The organism is Duganella sp. Dugasp78 (assembly GCF_059491455.1).
Map to the genome: position 1 here is coordinate 842,863 of NZ_CP168506.1, position 17,590 is coordinate 860,452.

At 61.8% G+C, this 17,590-nt stretch carries 17 protein-coding genes; 4 read left to right on the top strand and 13 right to left on the bottom strand.

The window, feature by feature from the left end:
* Window positions 1-8 precede the first annotated feature (8 nt).
* Both ACEN9O_RS03655 and ACEN9O_RS03660 read left to right on the top strand, forming a co-directional pair.
* Window positions 9-1,853 carry a glycoside hydrolase family 28 protein gene (locus ACEN9O_RS03655; protein ID WP_495616293.1) on the top strand — a complete coding sequence of 615 codons (1,845 nt, stop codon included), beginning with the start codon at window positions 9-11 and terminating at the stop codon, window positions 1,851-1,853.
* 42 nt (window positions 1,854-1,895) lie between these two features.
* Window positions 1,896-2,381: a hypothetical protein gene (locus ACEN9O_RS03660; RefSeq protein WP_495616294.1), complete on the top strand. Its 486-nt coding sequence runs from the start codon at window positions 1,896-1,898 to the stop codon at window positions 2,379-2,381.
* Here ACEN9O_RS03660 and ACEN9O_RS03665 read toward each other — a convergent pair whose 3' ends face one another.
* From ACEN9O_RS03665 to ACEN9O_RS03710, 10 genes are all read right to left on the bottom strand, one after another.
* Window positions 2,382-3,968 (bottom strand): glycoside hydrolase family 43 protein, encoded by a 1,587-nt coding sequence (locus ACEN9O_RS03665; RefSeq protein WP_495616295.1) that lies wholly within the window; start codon window positions 3,966-3,968, stop codon window positions 2,382-2,384. It lies immediately after the preceding gene.
* 11 nt (window positions 3,969-3,979) lie between these two features.
* Window positions 3,980-4,858 (bottom strand): SMP-30/gluconolactonase/LRE family protein, encoded by an 879-nt coding sequence (locus ACEN9O_RS03670; protein WP_495616296.1) that lies wholly within the window; start codon window positions 4,856-4,858, stop codon window positions 3,980-3,982.
* Window positions 4,846-6,420 carry an aldehyde dehydrogenase (NADP(+)) gene (locus ACEN9O_RS03675; RefSeq protein WP_495616297.1) on the bottom strand — a complete coding sequence of 525 codons (1,575 nt, stop codon included), beginning with the start codon at window positions 6,418-6,420 and terminating at the stop codon, window positions 4,846-4,848. The genes ACEN9O_RS03670 and ACEN9O_RS03675 overlap by 13 nt, the downstream gene beginning before the upstream one ends.
* Before the next feature lie 69 nt (window positions 6,421-6,489).
* A complete protein-coding gene (gene kdgD / locus ACEN9O_RS03680) occupies window positions 6,490-7,401 on the bottom strand; it encodes a 5-dehydro-4-deoxyglucarate dehydratase (RefSeq protein ID WP_495616298.1) in 912 nt (303 codons plus the stop codon).
* Between the two features lie 269 nt (window positions 7,402-7,670).
* Window positions 7,671-8,438 (bottom strand): FadR/GntR family transcriptional regulator, encoded by a 768-nt coding sequence (locus ACEN9O_RS03685; protein WP_495616299.1) that lies wholly within the window; start codon window positions 8,436-8,438, stop codon window positions 7,671-7,673.
* Between the two features lie 166 nt (window positions 8,439-8,604).
* Window positions 8,605-9,423: an HDOD domain-containing protein gene (locus tag ACEN9O_RS03690; protein WP_495616300.1), complete on the bottom strand. Its 819-nt coding sequence runs from the start codon at window positions 9,421-9,423 to the stop codon at window positions 8,605-8,607.
* A 122-nt stretch (window positions 9,424-9,545) separates the two neighbouring features.
* Complete coding sequence (locus tag ACEN9O_RS03695; protein ID WP_495616301.1) at window positions 9,546-10,127, bottom strand: TerD family protein; 582 nt, start codon at window positions 10,125-10,127, stop codon at window positions 9,546-9,548.
* A gap of 18 nt (window positions 10,128-10,145) precedes the next feature.
* Window positions 10,146-10,844 carry a TIGR00266 family protein gene (locus ACEN9O_RS03700; protein WP_495616302.1) on the bottom strand — a complete coding sequence of 233 codons (699 nt, stop codon included), beginning with the start codon at window positions 10,842-10,844 and terminating at the stop codon, window positions 10,146-10,148.
* A gap of 30 nt (window positions 10,845-10,874) precedes the next feature.
* On the bottom strand, window positions 10,875-11,450 hold the full coding sequence (locus tag ACEN9O_RS03705) for a TerD family protein (RefSeq protein WP_495616303.1): 576 nt from the start codon (window positions 11,448-11,450) through the stop codon (window positions 10,875-10,877).
* A 104-nt stretch (window positions 11,451-11,554) separates the two neighbouring features.
* The gene (locus ACEN9O_RS03710) at window positions 11,555-12,604 is read right to left on the bottom strand and encodes a DUF475 domain-containing protein (protein WP_495616304.1); all 1,050 of its coding nucleotides are present in this window, start codon (window positions 12,602-12,604) and stop codon (window positions 11,555-11,557) included.
* A 104-nt stretch (window positions 12,605-12,708) separates the two neighbouring features.
* On the opposite strand from ACEN9O_RS03710, the gene nhaR reads away from it, so the two are divergent.
* Window positions 12,709-13,620, top strand: a complete 912-nt coding sequence (gene nhaR, locus ACEN9O_RS03715; RefSeq protein ID WP_495616305.1) for a transcriptional activator NhaR — start codon at window positions 12,709-12,711, stop codon at window positions 13,618-13,620.
* A 187-nt stretch (window positions 13,621-13,807) separates the two neighbouring features.
* On the opposite strand, the gene ACEN9O_RS03720 is transcribed toward nhaR, so the two are convergent.
* From ACEN9O_RS03720 to ACEN9O_RS03730, 3 genes are all read right to left on the bottom strand, one after another.
* Complete coding sequence (locus ACEN9O_RS03720; protein WP_495616306.1) at window positions 13,808-14,392, bottom strand: hypothetical protein; 585 nt, start codon at window positions 14,390-14,392, stop codon at window positions 13,808-13,810.
* Complete coding sequence (locus ACEN9O_RS03725; protein ID WP_495616307.1) at window positions 14,349-14,771, bottom strand: hypothetical protein; 423 nt, start codon at window positions 14,769-14,771, stop codon at window positions 14,349-14,351. The genes ACEN9O_RS03720 and ACEN9O_RS03725 overlap by 44 nt, the downstream gene beginning before the upstream one ends.
* 1,057 nt (window positions 14,772-15,828) lie before the next feature.
* Window positions 15,829-16,017, bottom strand: a complete 189-nt coding sequence (locus ACEN9O_RS03730; RefSeq protein ID WP_495616308.1) for a DUF1737 domain-containing protein — start codon at window positions 16,015-16,017, stop codon at window positions 15,829-15,831.
* A 226-nt stretch (window positions 16,018-16,243) separates the two neighbouring features.
* On the opposite strand from ACEN9O_RS03730, the gene ACEN9O_RS03735 reads away from it, so the two are divergent.
* Window positions 16,244-17,581, top strand: a complete 1,338-nt coding sequence (locus ACEN9O_RS03735; RefSeq protein ID WP_495616309.1) for a hemolysin family protein — start codon at window positions 16,244-16,246, stop codon at window positions 17,579-17,581.
* Window positions 17,582-17,590: the final 9 nt, after the last annotated feature.

The window sequence follows — 17,590 nt, forward strand, 5'->3', positions numbered from 1 at the left end:
AACACCGCATGACTATCAACACCCAGCGCCGCAGCCTGATGAAAGCACTGCCGGCCGCCGCCGGCCTGTCGCTCGGCATGCCGGCGCGTGCAGCCACCGCGCCCGATCCGTGGCTGCAAGCGCAGGCCATCGTCGACCGCGTTTCGCGGCCGCTCACCTTCCGCAAGCAGGACTTCGTCATCACCGCCTACGGCGCGCGGACCTGCAAGCTGGTCAAGGTCAAAGCCTGGATCTCGTTCGAAGAACAGGATACCGTCGATACCCCGGCTGCCGGCGCGCCCGATTGCTACGCCGCCATCAAGGCCGCCATCAAAGCCTGCCACGAAGCGGGAGGCGGCCGCGTGCTGGTCCCGGCCGGGAACTGGTACTGCGCCGGCCCCATAGTACTGCTGTCGAATGTGAACCTGCACCTGAGCGCGGGCGCGCACATCTACTTCAGCAACAACCCGGCCGACTACGCCAAATACGGCGACATCGATTGCGGCAAACAAGGCAAGCTGTCGATCTCGCGCTGGCAGAGCAACGACTGCCTGAACTTCTCGTCGATGATCTACGCCTACGGCCAGGACAACATCGCCCTGACCGGCGACGACTGGACCAGCACCCTGAACGGCCAGGGCGGCGTGCCATTCAACGAGCAAGGCGATTGCTGGTGGACCTGGAAAGGCAAACTCAAAACGTTGAACGCGGTGGCTCAAGGTTCAACGCCCAATTTCGCCAAGGGGAAGATGTCGGAGAATACCGAGAACCCGTTGAACGCCGAGTCGCTGTCCGCCATCGCGCCGCAACTGACCGAGGCGGAACGCCAGCTGATACAAGGCGAAGACGCCCGCTGGCGCGCGGACGCGCAGTATCTGCCGGCGTTGTCGGAGGCTGGCGTGCCGCTGTCCCGGCGCGTGTTCGGCCTGGGCCACTTCCTGCGGCCGCCGATGATACAGCTGATCGGCTGCACCAACGTGCTGCTGGAGGGCTACCACGTCACGCACACACCGTTCTGGCAGCACCATCCTGTCCATTGCCGCAACATCGTCATCCGCAAGGTGCACTGCGAAAGCCTGGGACCGAACAGCGACGGCTTCGATCCGGAAGCCTGCGACCATGTGCTGATCGACGGCTGCACCTTCGACACCGGCGACGATTGCATCGCCATCAAGGCCGGCAAGGATCTCGATACGCAATACGGGCCGTCGCAGAACATCGTGATCCAGAACTGCACCATGCAGAGCGGCCACGGCGCCGTCACGCTGGGCAGCGAGATGGCGGGCGGCATCCAGAACGTGTACGCGCAGAAGCTGGTTTTCCAGAACATCAACTGGGCCACCAATCCGCTCAACACGGCGATCCGCCTGAAGACCAACCTCAATCGCGGCGGCTACCTGCGCAACTTCCACGTGCGCGACATCTCGATACCGAACGGCGTGCAGACCAGCCCTTCGTTCTACGCATCGCTGCCAGGATCGCCGATTCAATCGAAGACTGTCGCCACGGCGGCCGGCGCCATCGTCACCTTCGATTGCGACTACACGCCGCTCAGCGACAACGTCCGCACGCGGCCGCCGGTGGTCGGCAACGTCCACATCTCCAACGTCAAGGTCGGCAACGTGAAGACCAGGGATGACAAGATCGTGTCGTGTTATCAGGCCATCGTGATCCTCGGCCCGGTGGCGTCGGACTATAATGGACCGCTGCCGATGCCGGCGGTCCTTCCCGTCACCGACGTCACCATCACCGACTGCGACTTCGGCACGCCGGCCAACATGGCGCAGCCCTGGTACCTCTACAACGTGCAGGGGCTGACGCTGAAGAACGTCGCCATCGGCGGCAAGGTCCACAACACGACGCTGTCCGCCTGAGATTCGCATATACTGGCGCGACTTACACGTTCGGAGTCCGCCATGCGTCCACTGTTCATGCTGCTGTTGTTGTCTGCCACCGCCGTGCAGGCGGCGCCCGTTGAAGCGCTCAAGCCGATGGCCTTCCTGGCCGGGCATTGCTGGAAGGGTGATTTCCCGGAGGGGAAGCAGAGCGACGAGCATTGCTTCCAGTGGCAGTACGAAGGCAATGTGCTGCGCGACGTGCATACGGTGCGCACGCCGGGCAAGCCGGACTATGTTGGCGAGACGATCTACTACTACGATTCGGCGGCCAAACAGGTGGCTTTCCTGTACGTGGAAAACGGCGGCGGCTACAGCCGCGGCACGATGACGCCCAGCGCCACCGGCCTGGAATTCCCCGCGACGCAATATGTGGCCGACGGACAGTCCCTCACCTACCGCGTCCGCTGGACGCCCTCCGGCGCCGACGCCTACGAGGCCTTCAGTGAAATGTACATCAAGGAAAAATGGGTTACGCAGTTCAAGCTGGTGCTGAAGAAGCAGTAACTATGGTGTGAGGTGGAAATAGTCGATGTCGGCATGGCCGCTGTTGGTGGCGAACAGGCCCATTTGCGCGCCTACCCAACGGCCCATGCGGGCGACAAACGGATGGCCGATCTCGGAATAACTCTGCCCATCGCCGCTGTATGAGAAGGTCGTTACACCACCCGGCCGCACCTGCATGCGCAGCCAGACTTGCGCTCCCGCCAGCCCGGCGCTGGCCTCCTCTCGCTCAGCGCATGCGGCTTCGGTCTTGTAGCAGCTGACCAGCGCCAGCCTGGTCTCCCCGCCCTCGCGGCGCGCACCCAGCCACGCGTAATCGGCGCCGTACATGATCAGGCCCGCCTTGCCGCCTTCGCCCAACGCGCTCACGTCCATCCGCGTCGTGACGGTGAACGACTCGGCCGGCAGTTTTTGTAGCAGCAGCGATGGAGTCTCCCACAGATTGCGCCCCGCCGGCTGGCCGTACAGCCGCAGATATCCCGTGCGCGCGGACAGCGAATACCACTCCGGCTTCCAGTTCGCATTCCACTGCCATTGCAGGCCGAGCGACGCGCCATCGAATTCATCGCTGGTGGCCGGCGCCGCAGCGGTATGACCCGGCACCGGCTTGCGATATCGCAGGACCGGCTGTCCGGTGCCTTTGCCGTCCATGTCCTCACCGATCACCGGCCAACCGTCGCGCCAGCGCATCGGCTGCAGATGCACCACGCGGCCATATGCGCGCTTGTCCTGGAAGTGAATGAACCAATCCTCCCCCGCCTGCGTGCGTACCCACGCACCCTGATGCGGACCGTTGACCGGCGTGCGCCCTTGCGCCATCACGATCCTGTCTTCATAAGGCCCATCGATACTGCGAGAGCGGAACACCGACTGCCAGCCGAATTCGACGCCGCCCGCCGGCGCGAAAACATAGTAGTAGCCATCATGCTTGTACAGCTTGGGGCCTTCCAGCGTGGTGTAGTTGGGCAGCCGGTTGCCGTCGATGACGACCTTGCCCGCGTCGTCCAGCATGCGGGTAGCGTCCGGCGCCATACGGCGCAGGGTCAACTGGTTGGCGATGCCGGCACGGCTCTTGGCCCACGCGTGCAGCAGGTAAGCCTGGCCGTCGTCGTCCCACAGCGGCGCGGGATCGATGATCCCTTTGCCCGCCAGCAGAAGCCGCGGCGCGCTCCAAGGCCCCGCGAATTCGGTCGCCGTCATCACGTAGACGCCGAAATCAGGATCGGGGTAGAAGATCCAGAACTTGCCGTCGTGGTAGCGCAGGCAAGGCGCCCACACGCCCTTGCCATGTTGCGGCGATGCGAAGACGTCCAACGGCACCTGCTGCGGCAAGGCGTGGCCGACCAGCGTCCAGTTCACCATGTCCGGCGATTGCAGCAGCGGCAGGCCGGGCGCGTTGTTGAAGCTGGAGGAAGTCAGGTAGTACATGTCGCCGACGCGTATCGCATCGGGATCGGAATAGTCGGCGTGCAGCACCGGGTTTTGATACTGGCCGTTGCCCAGGTCGGGCATCCACGGCGACGCCACCGGCGCGGCGCCACATGCGGCCAGCAAGGCCACAAACAACAAGGGCAGAAGCCTGTTCAGCATCCGCCCCGTCATTACAGTCCGAACGGCGTTTCCGCAACGCCTTGCACGCCCGGCCGCAGCAGCACCACGGCGCCGCCCCACTCCGCATCCTCCGGCTTGCCGGAGACGATGGAAGTCACCATCAGCGTATCCAGATCCTTGCCGCCGAACGCGCACATGGCTGGCTTGAGCATCGGCACGTCGACGCGGCGATCCAGCTTGCCGTCCGGCGTGAAGCGCAGCACGCAGCCGCCATCGTTACCGCAGATCCAGTAGCAGCCGTCGCTGTCGATGGCGGCGCCGTCGGGACGGCCCACATACGTCGACATATCCGCAAACACGCGGCGGCCCGACGGCATGCCGTCGTCGATGTCGTAGTCGAAGGCCCACACCATGCGCCGCGCCGGATGCGAGTCCGACAGGTACATGGTGCGGCCATCCGGCGAGAACGCCAGGCCGTTCTGCGTGATCAGCTCCGACACCACCGGCGCCGAAATCCCACGCGCCGCATCATAGCGATACAGCTCGCCGACCGCGCGCGCGGCCGACATATCCATGAACATGGTGCCGCTCCAGAAGCGCCCCTGACGGTCGCAGCGGCCGTCGTTGAAGCGCATGCCTTCGCCCAGGCCGGTGGCAGGTGTCGCCAGCTTGATCTGGACGGCGGCTTGCGCCTCGCCCAGCTCCAGGCTGAAGATGCCCGTCTCCATGCCGGCGATCAGGCCACCGCCCGCCTTGGCCGCCACGCAGGCGACCATTTCGGTGGTGGTCCAGAAGCGCGCCGCGCCGCTGGCACCGTCCAGGCGCCAGACGCGTTTGGCGGGAATATCGACCCAGTACCAGGCCGATTCCGCCGCGCTCCACGTTGGGCTTTCGCCCACCGTGCAGCGAATGTCGCTTACGCGTTCCACGCCAGGTCGCCGTTGACAACGCGCGGAATGTTTTGCGGATTGGCGTCGGCCAGCGACTCGGGCAGCAGGTACGAAGGCACGTCCTGGTAGCACACCGGACGCAGGAAGCGGTCGATGGCCGATGCGCCAACCGACGTCGTGCGGCTGTCGGAGGTCGACGGGAACGGGCCGCCGTGCACCATCGCATGCGACACTTCCACGCCGGTGCCGAAGCCGTTGAACAGGATACGGCCCACTTTGCGTTCCAGCGTCGGCATCAGGCGCGCGGCCAGTTCGCGGTCGTCGGCGGTGGCGTGGACGGCCGCGGTCAGCTGGCCTTCCACGTGCTCGGCCACGGCCAGCATCTGCGCTTCATCGTCGCAGACCACCAGCAACGAGGTCGGTCCGAAGATCTCGCCTTCCAGCGCGGTGTTGGTCAGGAAGGACTTCGCGTCCACCTGGTACAGGAAGGCTTGCGCCGCGCATGGTGCGTCGGTGCCCTGGCCTGCGGCTACCTGCTGCACGCCGTCGACGGCGGCCAGGCCGCTGACGCCGGTGACATAGGCCTTGTAGATGCCAGGAGTCAGCATGGTGGTGGCGTTCTTCGCGCCCAGCGTGCCCGACACGGCGGCGACGAAGGCTTGCAGCTTGTCGCTCTTCAGGGCGACCAGCAGGCCCGGGTTGGTGCAGAACTGGCCGGAGCCCAGCGTCAGCGAATCGGCGAAGGCTTGCGGCAGCTTGGCGTTATCCAGGGCGCCCGGCAGCAGGAACACCGGATTGATCGAGCTCATTTCGGCGTAGACCGGAATCGGTTCTTTACGCGCGGCGGCGGTGCGCATCAGCGCCATGCCGCCGGAACGCGAACCGGTGAAGCCCACGGCCTTGATCGCCGGATGGCTGACCAGGTTCTGGCCGATGGTCTGGCCGGAGCCGATCAGCATCGAGAACACGCCTTCCGGCATGCCGCATTCCGCGGCGGCCTTGGCGACGGCCTTGCCGACCAGTTCAGAAGTACCCAGGTGGGCCGAGTGGGCCTTGACCACGACCGGGCAGCCGGCTGCCAGTGCCGATGCGGTATCGCCGCCGGCCACCGAGAACGCCAGCGGGAAGTTCGACGCGCCGAACACGGCGACCGGACCCAGGCCGATCTTGCGCAGGCGCAGATCGCTGCGCGGCGGCGTGCGTTCCGGCAGCGCGCTGTCCAGCGTGGCCGACTGGAAGCGACCATCGCGTACCACCTTCGCGAACAAACGCAGCTGGTTGCAGGTGCGGCCACGCTCACCTTCCAGGCGGGCTTGCGGCAAGCCGCTTTCCTGCATCGCGCGTTCGATCAGCGCGGGGCCGATGTCCATGATGCGGTCGGCGATGGTTTCCAGGAACTTGGCGCGCGCTTCCAGGCCGGTGGCGCGGTAGATGTCGAAAGCCTGGTCAGCCAGTTCGCAGGCACGTTGCAGGTCGGCGGCGCCGGCCAGGCCGAAGGCCGGTTCGATTTCCACGTTACGCGATGGATCGATCGCCTTCGTCGTACCTTCTTTACCCAAGACCGCGCTGCGGCCGATAACCATTTCACCAGCAACTTGCATAATGACTCCTCAATGTGTGAAAAGCGCGGACGAGCCGCGCTTGTTTTATATTGTTCGCTGCCGCAGGGATTACTGAGCGCCTTGCTTGCGGATCAGTTTATCCAGCATGTCGCATTCTTCCGCAGTCAGGTCGGTCAGCGGTGCGCGCACCGGGCCTGCATCATGGCCCACCAGGCGTGCACCCGCTTTCACGATACTCACTGCGTAGCCGGCCTTGCGGTTACGTATCTCCAGGTATGGCAGGAAGAACTCGTCCAGCATGCGGTTTTGTTCGGCGTGATTATCCGAGGCCACCGCATGGTAGAAGTCCATCGCCAGTTTCGGCATGAAGTTGAATACCGCCGATGAGTATACCGGAGTACCCAAAGCCTTGTACGCGGCGGCGTAAACTTCGGCGGTCGGCAGGCCGCCCAGGTAGCTGAAGCGGTCGCCCATCTTGCGCCAGATCGAGACCATCAGCTCGATGTCGCCGACGCCGTCCTTGAAGCCGATCAGGTTCGGGCAACGGTCGGCCAGCTTGGCCAGCGAGTCCGGCGTCAGGCGGCAGTTGGCGCGGTTGTAGACCACCACGCCCAGGTTGGTGGCCTTGCAGACCTGGGCTACGTGCTCGATCAGGCCGTCCTGGCTCGCTTCGGTCAGGTAGTGCGGCAGCAGCAGCAGGCCTTGCGCGCCAACGCGCTCGGCTTCCTTGGCGTAGGCCGCAGCAACGCGGGTCGGACCGCCGACGCCGGCCAGGATAGGCACTTGACCGGCGCAGGTGTCGACGGCGGTCTTGATGATGTCGGTGTATTCGTTGGCCGTCAGCGAGAAGAATTCGCCCGTGCCGCCGGCGGCGAACAGCGCGCTGGCGCCGTAGGGAGCCAGCCATTCCAGGCGCTTGATGTAGGTCGACTTGCGGAAGTTGCCTTCGGCGTCGAAGTCGGTGACCGGGAACGACAGCAGGCCGGAGGAAAGGATTTTTTTCAGGTCATTCGGTTGCATAAGGTCTCCAATAATCGACAGCTCAGGACGGGGAATTCGACAGCTTGGCGCCATCTGTTGTATGACATCGTACAACCATAAGCGATTGTGGGCAAGCGATTTATTTTTACCCCGCACGGCCCGCCAGGGTCTGACCCCGTACGGGGTCAGACCCTTACGTGGTACGCATGCGTCTCGCTAAGGTTAAGGGGCCCGCCGGGGTCAGACCCCGTACGGGGTCTGACCCCTAAGTGGTGCGCATGCGTCTCGCTTAGGTTGAGGGGTGGGGCTTAGGCCGTCGCGCCGGCGGCGATGCCTTCTTGCGCGCGGCGCAGGCGCTCGCGGCTGTTGCTCAGGTGGGTGCGCATGGCGGCGCGGGCCGCCTCGGCGTCCTTGCGCAGGATGGCGTTGTAGATATCGTCATGTTCGCGGTTGAGGCGCTCCAGGTACACGGCCGGATCGTCATTTGCCAGCTCCGCCGAATTGACGCGCGCGCGCGGGATGATGGCGTTGCCCAGGTCACTGAGGATGTCGACGAAATAGCGGTTGCCGGTGGCCTGCGCGATCAGCAAATGGAAGGCCACGTCCGATTCGACCGAGCCGGGACGGCCCTGCGCGTGCTGGATGCGCTTGAGCACCGCACCCATCTCCTGCACCTGCTCTTCCGTGCGACGGGTGGCCGCCAGCCAGGCCGCCTCGGTCTCCAGGCTGATGCGCAGCTCCAGGATGGCCAGCACGTCGCCGATGGTGCGGATGGTGTCGGCCGAGATGCGCAGGTTGGCCGGCTGCGGCTCCAGCACAAAGGTGCCGATGCCGTGGCGGGTCTGCACCAGCCCTGCCGCCTGCAGGTGCGAGATGGCCTCGCGCACCACGGTGCGGCTGACGCCGTGCATCTCCATGATGACCGACTCGGTCGGCAGCTTTTCGCCCGGCTTCAGGGCGCCAGCCTGGATGCTGTTGGTGAACGCCTCGACCACGCCCTGGGCGAGGTTGCGATGCTTCTTCTTCGGCACGAGGACGGTAGGAGCGGACATGGGAGCTGCAGCGGTCTGGTTCATGGTCTTTTACTGTTGTATGACGACTGTAAGCATACACGCTTCTGGCGTGTCGCACGATCCGCATATTGCCAGACTTTTGGCAACAATTGTGCCTTAGACACTATTTTCGACACAATTAGTGGGTATAGCCTAGTTCGAACCAAACCTTAAACAACACTCAGAACAGTCAGGCCAGCAGCGCGGCGCTCATGGAGGCGGCCTCGTCGGCCGATTCGAACAGGATTTGCTCCAGCGCGGCGTTGTCGTCGAAGAAGCCGGCCAGGCTGGCGTGTTCGCGCTCCGGCGCCAGCGGCGACGGCACGGGGGCCAGGTGCTTGGCGATCAGCAGGGTATCGCGCAGGCCCAGCGGGGGCGGCGTCAGCGTGGCGCCGCGCAGCGAGACGATGGCCTGGCTGACCGGCTCCGGGATCGCCATCTTCTTCATGATTTCGCGGGTGATGATTTCCTGCGCCGCGCCCATCCAGTCTTCCGGATCGTCGAGCAGGCCGGGGATATCGTCGGCCCGCGACAACAGGTAGAAGCCCCCTGCCTCGTGCACGATGCCAGCGAACAGCGCGGTATCGGCGTCGGTGCGGGTCAGCTTGCGGGCGATCACGTGGGACAGCGCGGCCACGTGGGCCGAGTGGCGCCACAGTTGCTCGGCCTGGGCGCGCAGGGCGGCGTCGCGGATGCGGCTGCCGAACTGGCGCACCACCATCGCCGCCGCCATCGTGTACAGGTTACGGAAGCCGACGCGCTGCACCGCCGCGCGCACGCTGGTGACCGGCCCGCCGTTGCGGTTGAACACCACCGCATTGGCCAGCGCCACGGTGCGTGCAGCCAGCAGCGGCTCGCCCAGCACCTTGCGGATCACGTCCTCGGTATCGCAATCGGGATCGGCCAGCGCCAATTGCAGCCGCAGCGCGGCATTGACGCTCGTAGGAAAAACCAGCTCCCCTTTCGAAGCCTGGGCAACAATCTCGGCGTAGTCTTTTAGTTTTTCCATGGAAACATTATAGCGCTAACGCCGCCACCCCGTGTACCCAAACGATACGCCAGCCACGCCGCTTAGGGGTCGGCTTAGGGGTCGGACCCCGTACGGGGTCCGACCCCGCCTGGGGGTGCGGGTTACAAATGCGCGGCGATCTGCGGCAGCAGCTCGTCAAAGGTGCGGCCTTTGCCGTTTTCGCCGATGGCGTGCATCTTCCATTCACCGTTGTGGCGATACAACTTGGCCATGATCTGCGCCGAGTGCGGCCCCTGCACGGACAGGTTGAAGCGCGCCACTTCCTGGCCGCCGCTGGCGTCCAGCAGGCGGCAATAGGCGTTTTCCACCTGCGCGAAGGTCTGGCCGGTGAAGCTGTTCACCGTGAACACCAGGCTCTTGACCGTAGACGGCACGGCGTTCAGGTCGACGTTGATCTGCTCATCGTCGCCATCGCCGGCGCCGGTGCGGTTGTCGCCGGTGTGCTGGATGCTGCCGTCCCTGCTCTTCAGCTGGCGGAACCAGATCACGTCGACCGGCGCGCCGGACTCGTTGAACATCACGCACGAGGCGTCCAGGTCAACCGGCTCGGTCTTCGAGCCGAAGCCCAAAAAGCCCTTGGTCTTGATCGCATCCCACCCCAGGCCCATGGTCACGCGGCCCAATGCGCCGCCCGATTCCTTGGCCAGCGAGATTTTCTGGCCCTTGCTTAAACTGACTGTCATCGTGGTACTCCTTTAAATTTACTGCGCAACGCCGCGCTGCGCCCAAGCCTGGAATGCCGCGCCGTTGCGCGAGCAGATCAGGATTTTTCCGTGACCGGAAAAGCGCAGCACCATGCCTTCACCGCTGGTCTGGCTGTTGACCAGATTGCTCAGAAAGCCGCTGCTGCCGCCGGTGGTGACCGAGATTTCGTAGCGCAGCGCGCTATCCCATGCCACCACGTGCGAGTTATCGATAATCACATCGCGACCCGGCGTGACGTCCAGCTGCGACATCGAGCCGAAGCCCGATACCGCCACCTGGCCCACGCCAGCGGTCTCGGTGATGAAAAAGCCGCCGCTCTGCGCGAACAGCGCATTGCCCAGGCTTTGGGTACGCACCTTCAGCTCGACGCTGGAGGTGGCGGCGACGAAGGCGCCGTCGCTCAGCATGTACTGCCGCTGGCCGACGTCGAGCACCTGCATCGCTCCCGGCAGGCGCGGCGCCAGCAGGCAATCGCCCTCGCCGCGCACTGCCTCGATGTGCTGCTGGAAGAAGGACTCGCCGTTGGCGAAGCGGCGCATGATGGCCGCGCCGATGCCGCCGGTGACCTTGCCCTTCAAATCGAGCGCCGCTTCCATCATCACCATCGCATCCGACTCGCAGTAGATTTTTTCACCGTGAGCCAGCGAGACGTGCAGGAAGGGATCGATGTCGCCGGTGATCGAAAATTTAGGCATGATTGAGTCCTCTCTTCTTCGGGTTAAAAATTAAACGCGCACACCGAACGACGTGGCCAGCGGACCAAGGCCGCCCTTGAAGCCCTGGCCAACGGCCTTGAACTTCCAATCGCCACCGTTGCGATACACCTCGCCGAAGATCATCGCCGATTCGGTCGAGCCGTCTTCGGACAAGTCGTAGCGGGCGATCTCGTCGTTGCCGGCGCCGTTGACGCAGCGGATGAAGGCCTTCTGCACCATGCCGAAGTTCTGGCGGCGCTCGTCGCCTTCATGGATCGTCGCGCAGATGGCGATGCGTTCCACGTCGGCCGGGACCTTGGTCAGGTCGATGGTGACGGTTTCGTCGTCGCCCTCGCCGGCACCGGTGCGGTTGTCGCCGGAGTGGCTCACCGATTGATCCGACGATTTCAGGTTGTTGTAGAAGATGAAGTCGTTGTCGGCGCGGACCTTGCCGTCCACTTTCAGCAGGAAGGCCGAGCCGTCCAGGTCGAAGTCCTTGCCGTCGGTGTTGCGTACGTCCCAACCCAGGCCAACCACGATTTTCGACAGGCCTGGAGCTTCCTTGCTCAGATTAACGTTGCCGCCTTTTTGCAGACTGATTGCCATGATGTGATGCTCCTAAAAAGAGAACCGGACTTTATTGCTTACTTCCGTACTACAGGCGGCGGGCCGTGTCCGTAATTAACGGCCCGCCGAATTCTTGAATATGTTTATGCTGCGATGGCGACAGCGGCTTCCTTTTGGCGGCGATGACGCACCGAGGACCACAGCGAGGCGCCGATGAAGGCCACACCAATCAGACCGGTGAACAGCTCCGGGATGTGGTACTTCATACTCGCCAACATGATCGCGGCAAGGATACCGATCGCATAGTGCGCACCGTGCTCCAGGAAGACGAATTCGTCGAGCGTGCCCTTCTTCACCAGGTACACCGTCAGCGAGCGGACGAACATCGCGCCAATCGCCAGGCCCAGCATGATGATCACGACGTCGGTGGTGATGGCGAACGCGCCGATCACGCCATCGAAGCTGAACGAAGCATCCAGCACTTCCAGGTACAGGAAGCCGCCGATACCGCCCTTCTTGACCAGGTCACCGACATTGCTGCCTTCTTCTTCCTTCTCCAGCAGGTTGCTGACCGCGTCGACGCCGACGTAGATCAGGATGCCCCACAGGCCAGACACCAGCACCACCAGCTTTTGCGCTTCGCCTACCAGGCCCATAGAGCCCAGTAGGACAGCCAGCGCAATCATTACCGAGATCGAGGAGACCTTGCCCAGCGAGCCGAGTTTCTTCTCGACGTTGCCCAGCCAGTGGACTTCTTTCTCGTCATCGAACAGGAAGTTCAGGAATACCAGCAGCAGGAACATGCCGCCGAATGCCGCCACTTCCGCGTGGTGATTCGTCAGGTGCATCGAATACGTTTTCGGATCGTTCAGCGCCAGGTGCCACACGTCCATGATGCCGATGTCCGCAGCCACCGCCACGATCACCAGCGGGAACAGCAAGCGCATGCCGAACACCGCGATGATGATGCCGACGCCGAGGAACAGCTTCTGCCAGTAGGCGTCCCAGGTCTTCAGCACGGAGGCGTTGACCACCGCGTTATCGAACGACAGCGACACTTCCATCGCGGCCAGGATCGCGGCGATACCCACGGCGGACAAGGCGCCGCTCCATCCTGTCAGTTCGTAGCCCCACCAGCCCGCTGCGGCCAGGCAGAGGAACGTGACGAGGAAAGACACTTTGAAGTGCTTCATGTTTTTCTCTCTTGGTTATAAAACGATGGGATGCAGTGTAGAGAACAAACGGATTTTTAAAAATAGAAGATAATTGAAGTATTACTTCGTAAAAACAGAAGATCATGAAAACCAGTGGACTCAATTTCCGGCATCTGTATTTCTTCTGGATGGTGGCCAAGGAAGGCGGCGTCACGCGCGCGGCCGAGCGCCTTGGGCTGGCCGTGCAGACCATCAGCATGCAACTGGCATCGCTGGAACAATCGATAGGCAAGCAGCTGCTGGAGCCGCAGGGCCGGCGCCTGGTGCCGACCGAGGCGGGCAAGCTGGCGCTCAGCTACTGCGACCAGATCTTCCTGCTGGGCGACCAGTTGCAGGACGCGCTGGACGAAGCGGAGGCGGACAAGATGCGGCTAACGGTCGGCATCTCCGACTCGCTGCCCAAGCTGATCGCCTACCGCCTGCTGCAAGCAACGCAGCAGCTGGAGCAGCAGGTGCGGCTGGTGTGCATGGAGAATGAATTCGAATCGCTGCTGGCCGATCTGGCGCTGGGCAAGCTGGACGTGGTGCTGACCGACCGCACCGTGCGCGCCGGCGGCAGCCTGAAGGTGTTCAGCCACTTGCTGGGCGAAAGCGACATGAAGCTGTACGGCGTGCACAAACTGGCGCGCAAGTACCGGCGCAACTTCCCGGCGAGCCTGCACGGCGCGCCACTGCTGCTACCGACCCGCAACAACGCACTGCGCGGCCGCATCGACGCCTGGTTCGTGCAACACAAGGTGCGGCCGGACATCGTCGGCGAGTTCGAGGACAACGCCATGCTCAACACTTTCGGCCGCAATGGGCTGGGCTTGTTCTTCGCGCCGTCCGCGCTGGCGCAGGACATCGAAGAGCAGTTCGGCGCCGTGCTGGTCGGCGATGCGCCGGAATTGCGAGAACAGTTCTACGCCATCTCCAACGCGCGCAAGATCACCCATCCGGCGATTGAAGCGATCCTGTCGGCCGTGCACAGCGGACCCTTCGCGATCGCCGAGTAAGACCAGGGTGGGGAACGCGATATAGCCGGAAGCGACAGCAAGCGCCCTCGCGCCACGCCATATCGCCATTTACAAGACGATAAGGATGCCACCGAGATAGCCAATGCGATGTCCGTTATCGCTCCAAAGCGGAAGCTCGGGTACACCACAAAACGGATGGTCGAAGTCGTCTTGACCACTGATTTGTTTATCTCAAATCCATTGCCCCAGTCCCCGCAGCAAGCTGATGCAGCACCCCAGTGCAGGCATTTTTTCCCTCCTCTTGAAGTCGCGCAAGAAATCCATTTCTGATTTTTTTCTTCACATCTGCCATTTGCTCCCGGACAGCGTCGATTTCAGAGGTAGCCTCAGTCTTTGCTTTCTCCTGCAACTCGGATTCGCAAGCTTCTTTTGCCAGCTTTGCTTTGACTGCGTTACGGACACGCCATTTGACCAAAGCTTCAGATGCGACCGTCGATAATTCTGGATAGTTGTCCGTGCAGGTCTGTACCATTTCTCGATTTACTTCATCCGCATTACACTCATAGACAGCTGCAAAGATGAGCCCTTCAGATGCGCTGGCCACCATCGGAGCAAACAACGAAATGCTGAACACTATCGCGCGAAAATACATATGCTTCCAACAGATGAGATTGAGAATCGGAAATTTAGCATGCGGTGATAGCGCCTGCGGCGGCTTATGGCCGATTGTTGTCGCCGCGTATCTGAAGGGATAAACTTGGGTGACCTCAATGTTTGTTTTCCCGACATACATCGCTGTACGCTTCGGCATAGGGTTTGTCGAAACAATTCTCCAACCCCTCCACAACCTCAATGTTTATTGGCCAGCGAAGCTTCCTCTTTGAGCCGTCAGCAAATCCTAATTCCATATAACCATTAATGACAGGTGGTATGTCCGCACCCATCGGTGGCGGCACCGCAGCAAGTTTTGATTTTGACCGCTCTAGCGCTGCCCTATCTCTACTGAGGAAGGCTATCGTTGCGTCGACGTATAGATTCCACCCGGCCTTGTCTTCCTCAGGCGGTTTGTACGCTCGCTTCATCAGGGCGATAGCTTCCACATATTGTCCATCCTCAGCCCGCACCTGGGCCTCGTGCCAAAACAGCAAACCCGACTCTATGTGATGCACTTCCCGATAATCGTGCAGCACGTCGGCTGCAACTCGGGTGCATCCCGGTATTGACGAAAGCTGTCGCCATCCTCCAGACATGTCTTGGTCAAATTGGCTCTCGTCCAAAGCGAGAAGACGCGCGTGGTCATGCTCACAAGGTTTTGGAGAGACCGCCTGTGCACTGACCATGTCGCAAGAAATTACGAGGGTACACGAAAGTAAAACATTCAAAGTTCGGTTTAACATAGCTCTCTGGTCGGGTAAGGCAGGGCCTAGTTTATAGGTATTCAATTTCTGCCAAAAACTAAAAACTAAGTACTCACGCGCCTAAGCATTTTCAAAAGCACCGTGAACAATAAAAAATACTGTACGAAAAGTGCAACCGCAAAGCACGCCTCATTCAGAGAATGAGCGTTGCCGCCAAAAATTGTACTAGCCAAGTAAGGCAAGAAAACGAACGGTTGCGCTAACGTCTGTAGCGTACCAAGTAGGCCATCTGCTCGGAACTCTGCGCTGAGCCAGTAAGTACCTCCGGCGGAAATGATGGCAAAAATTGCGGTCATCAGAAAGCCCTTTGCTCTCGACATATCGAATTTACCTCACCAATCACGATTCAACTGAAGGTCGGCTTCTGGCCAGAATGCGACATCGCCCCCCTGCGCTCAGCTTCTAATAAGCCATTTCTTGGGCGTCTTGGGTGCCTTTTCGTGACGCCATACGAACGCGGCACAAGCTGCTCCAACTATGTATATCAGCAGCCATCCCACTACATCCATGTTCTGGCGTACGAAAGGTACGGCCGAAATCACGACAATTAGCCCTGCCAAAACCAGACACCCAGCGCATCAGCTTTCAAAGCATCGCTCCTGATGAAGGTTAAGATCGCGTTTGCTGTTAGCCGGAAGGCGAACTCAAGGTGCCTTTGGCGAGCGCATGCGCTTCCAGGAAACTAGTTCAAAACAAGCACCTATAAGCATCAACGCAGTAGAACTTCTTTCTGCACCCAAAGTGTAAAGTGCCAGTGCAGTGGCAAGTAAGCCAAATGTTAATAGATGTCTCACGTTTTTCCTTTCGGTTCATCGCAACAAAAGGACGACTAAACGTCAATGGCGGGCCAGACCACTGCTTGAGCCACGATAACGCTTTCACCATTGAACGTCACCGATGGAGAGCCGTAAAGCACATATCCTTTCGCAAGCGCCTCGCTAACGCGACGGCAAAACTTTGCATCATCTGGCCCAGTTAACACTCGATAAACGGGCAAATCGTCTGGTGGCGTTTTCATAGTTCACTTTCACTTGTTGAGTGACGGCGATCGGGCGTGTGTAAGGGCATTCATGCTGACATAATAAATTTCCCTATGCAATCGATGATTCCACCCCTCCCCCGCCAGTCAACCGATCGCACGGCACAAGCGATCATTCCCCCACCGAACTCCGGTTTTTGCGCTGCATTGCGGCACAGTCGTTTAAGATGCTTGTTTTGACTACCTGAGCTCCCGCTCGGACCCTATGCAAAACCTTCTGCTTGTCGTGCTCGCCGTCTTACTGGTCGCGCTCAATGGATTCTTCGTGGCGGCCGAATTCGGCATCGTCACACTGCGCAAGACGCGCGTGCGCGCCATCGCCAAGACGCAGGGACTCAAGGGCCGCATCCTCGGCAAGGTCCACGGCCAGCTCGACGCCTACCTGTCCGCCTGCCAGCTCGGCATCACCCTCGCCTCGCTGGGCCTGGGCTGGATCGGCGAGCCGGCCTTCGCCGGCCTGCTGGAGCCGCTGTTGCGGGTGGTCGGCGTCACCTCGCCGGAAATCGTCCACGGCATCGCCTTCGTGTTCGCCTTCTGCGTGATCTCCTTCCTGCACATCGTGGTCGGCGAACTGGCGCCGAAGTCGCTGGCGATCCGCATGCCGGAAGTGATCGGCCTGTGGAGCGCGCTGCCGCTGTATGGCTTCTACTGGGCCATGTATCCCTTCATCTGGGTGCTCAACGCCAGCGCCAACATGGTGCTGGGCCTGGCCGGCCTGTCCGGCAAGGGCGGCCACGACAGCCATTACTCGGTCGACGAACTCAAACTGATCCTGCGAACCAGCCAGCCGGGCGAGAAATTCAACGAGGACGAGCGCAACATCCTGGCCCATTCGCTCGACTTCAGCGACCTGGCGGTGTCCGACCTGATGCGCCCGATTAACGAGGTGATCGGCCTGTATGCCAACCGCCCGCTGAACGACAACCTGCAAACCATGCTGCGCAACCGCTTCAGCCGCTATCCCTACTACGACAAGGACGGCGAGACCGTGCTGGGCGTGGTGCACCTGAAGGACCTGTTCTTCGCCCAGCAGTCCGGCAAGCCGGTGACCGACCTGGTGCCCTTCCTGCGCCCGGTGGAGACGATTTCCGCCCGCACGCCGGCGCTGGAGCAGTTCCGCCGCTTCCGCGACGGCGCGCCCCACTTCGCGCTGATCGGCGAAAAAGGCAAGCGTCCGCTGGGCTTCATCACGCTCGACAATCTGCTGGGCGCGATGGTGGGCGAAATCCACGACGAGTTCCGCCTCAACGAGAACGATTGGCTCAAGCAGTCCGACGGCACGCTGATCGGCAAGGCCAGCCTCCCCATCTTCTCGCTGGAGCGCACGCTGGGCATAGACATCGAAAACGAAGAGCTGGGCCTGGAAGAGGTAGAATCGGTAGGTGGCCTGATCATGCTGAAACTGGGCGATATCCCGAAACAGGGCCAACGCATCAATTTCCGCGGTTTCGACATCGTCGCCAAGAAAATGAACGGCCCGCGCATCCTGCTGGTCAAGGTCATTCCCAAGGATGACACCGAGGATAACGCCGACCTGGACTAAGCCGATGGG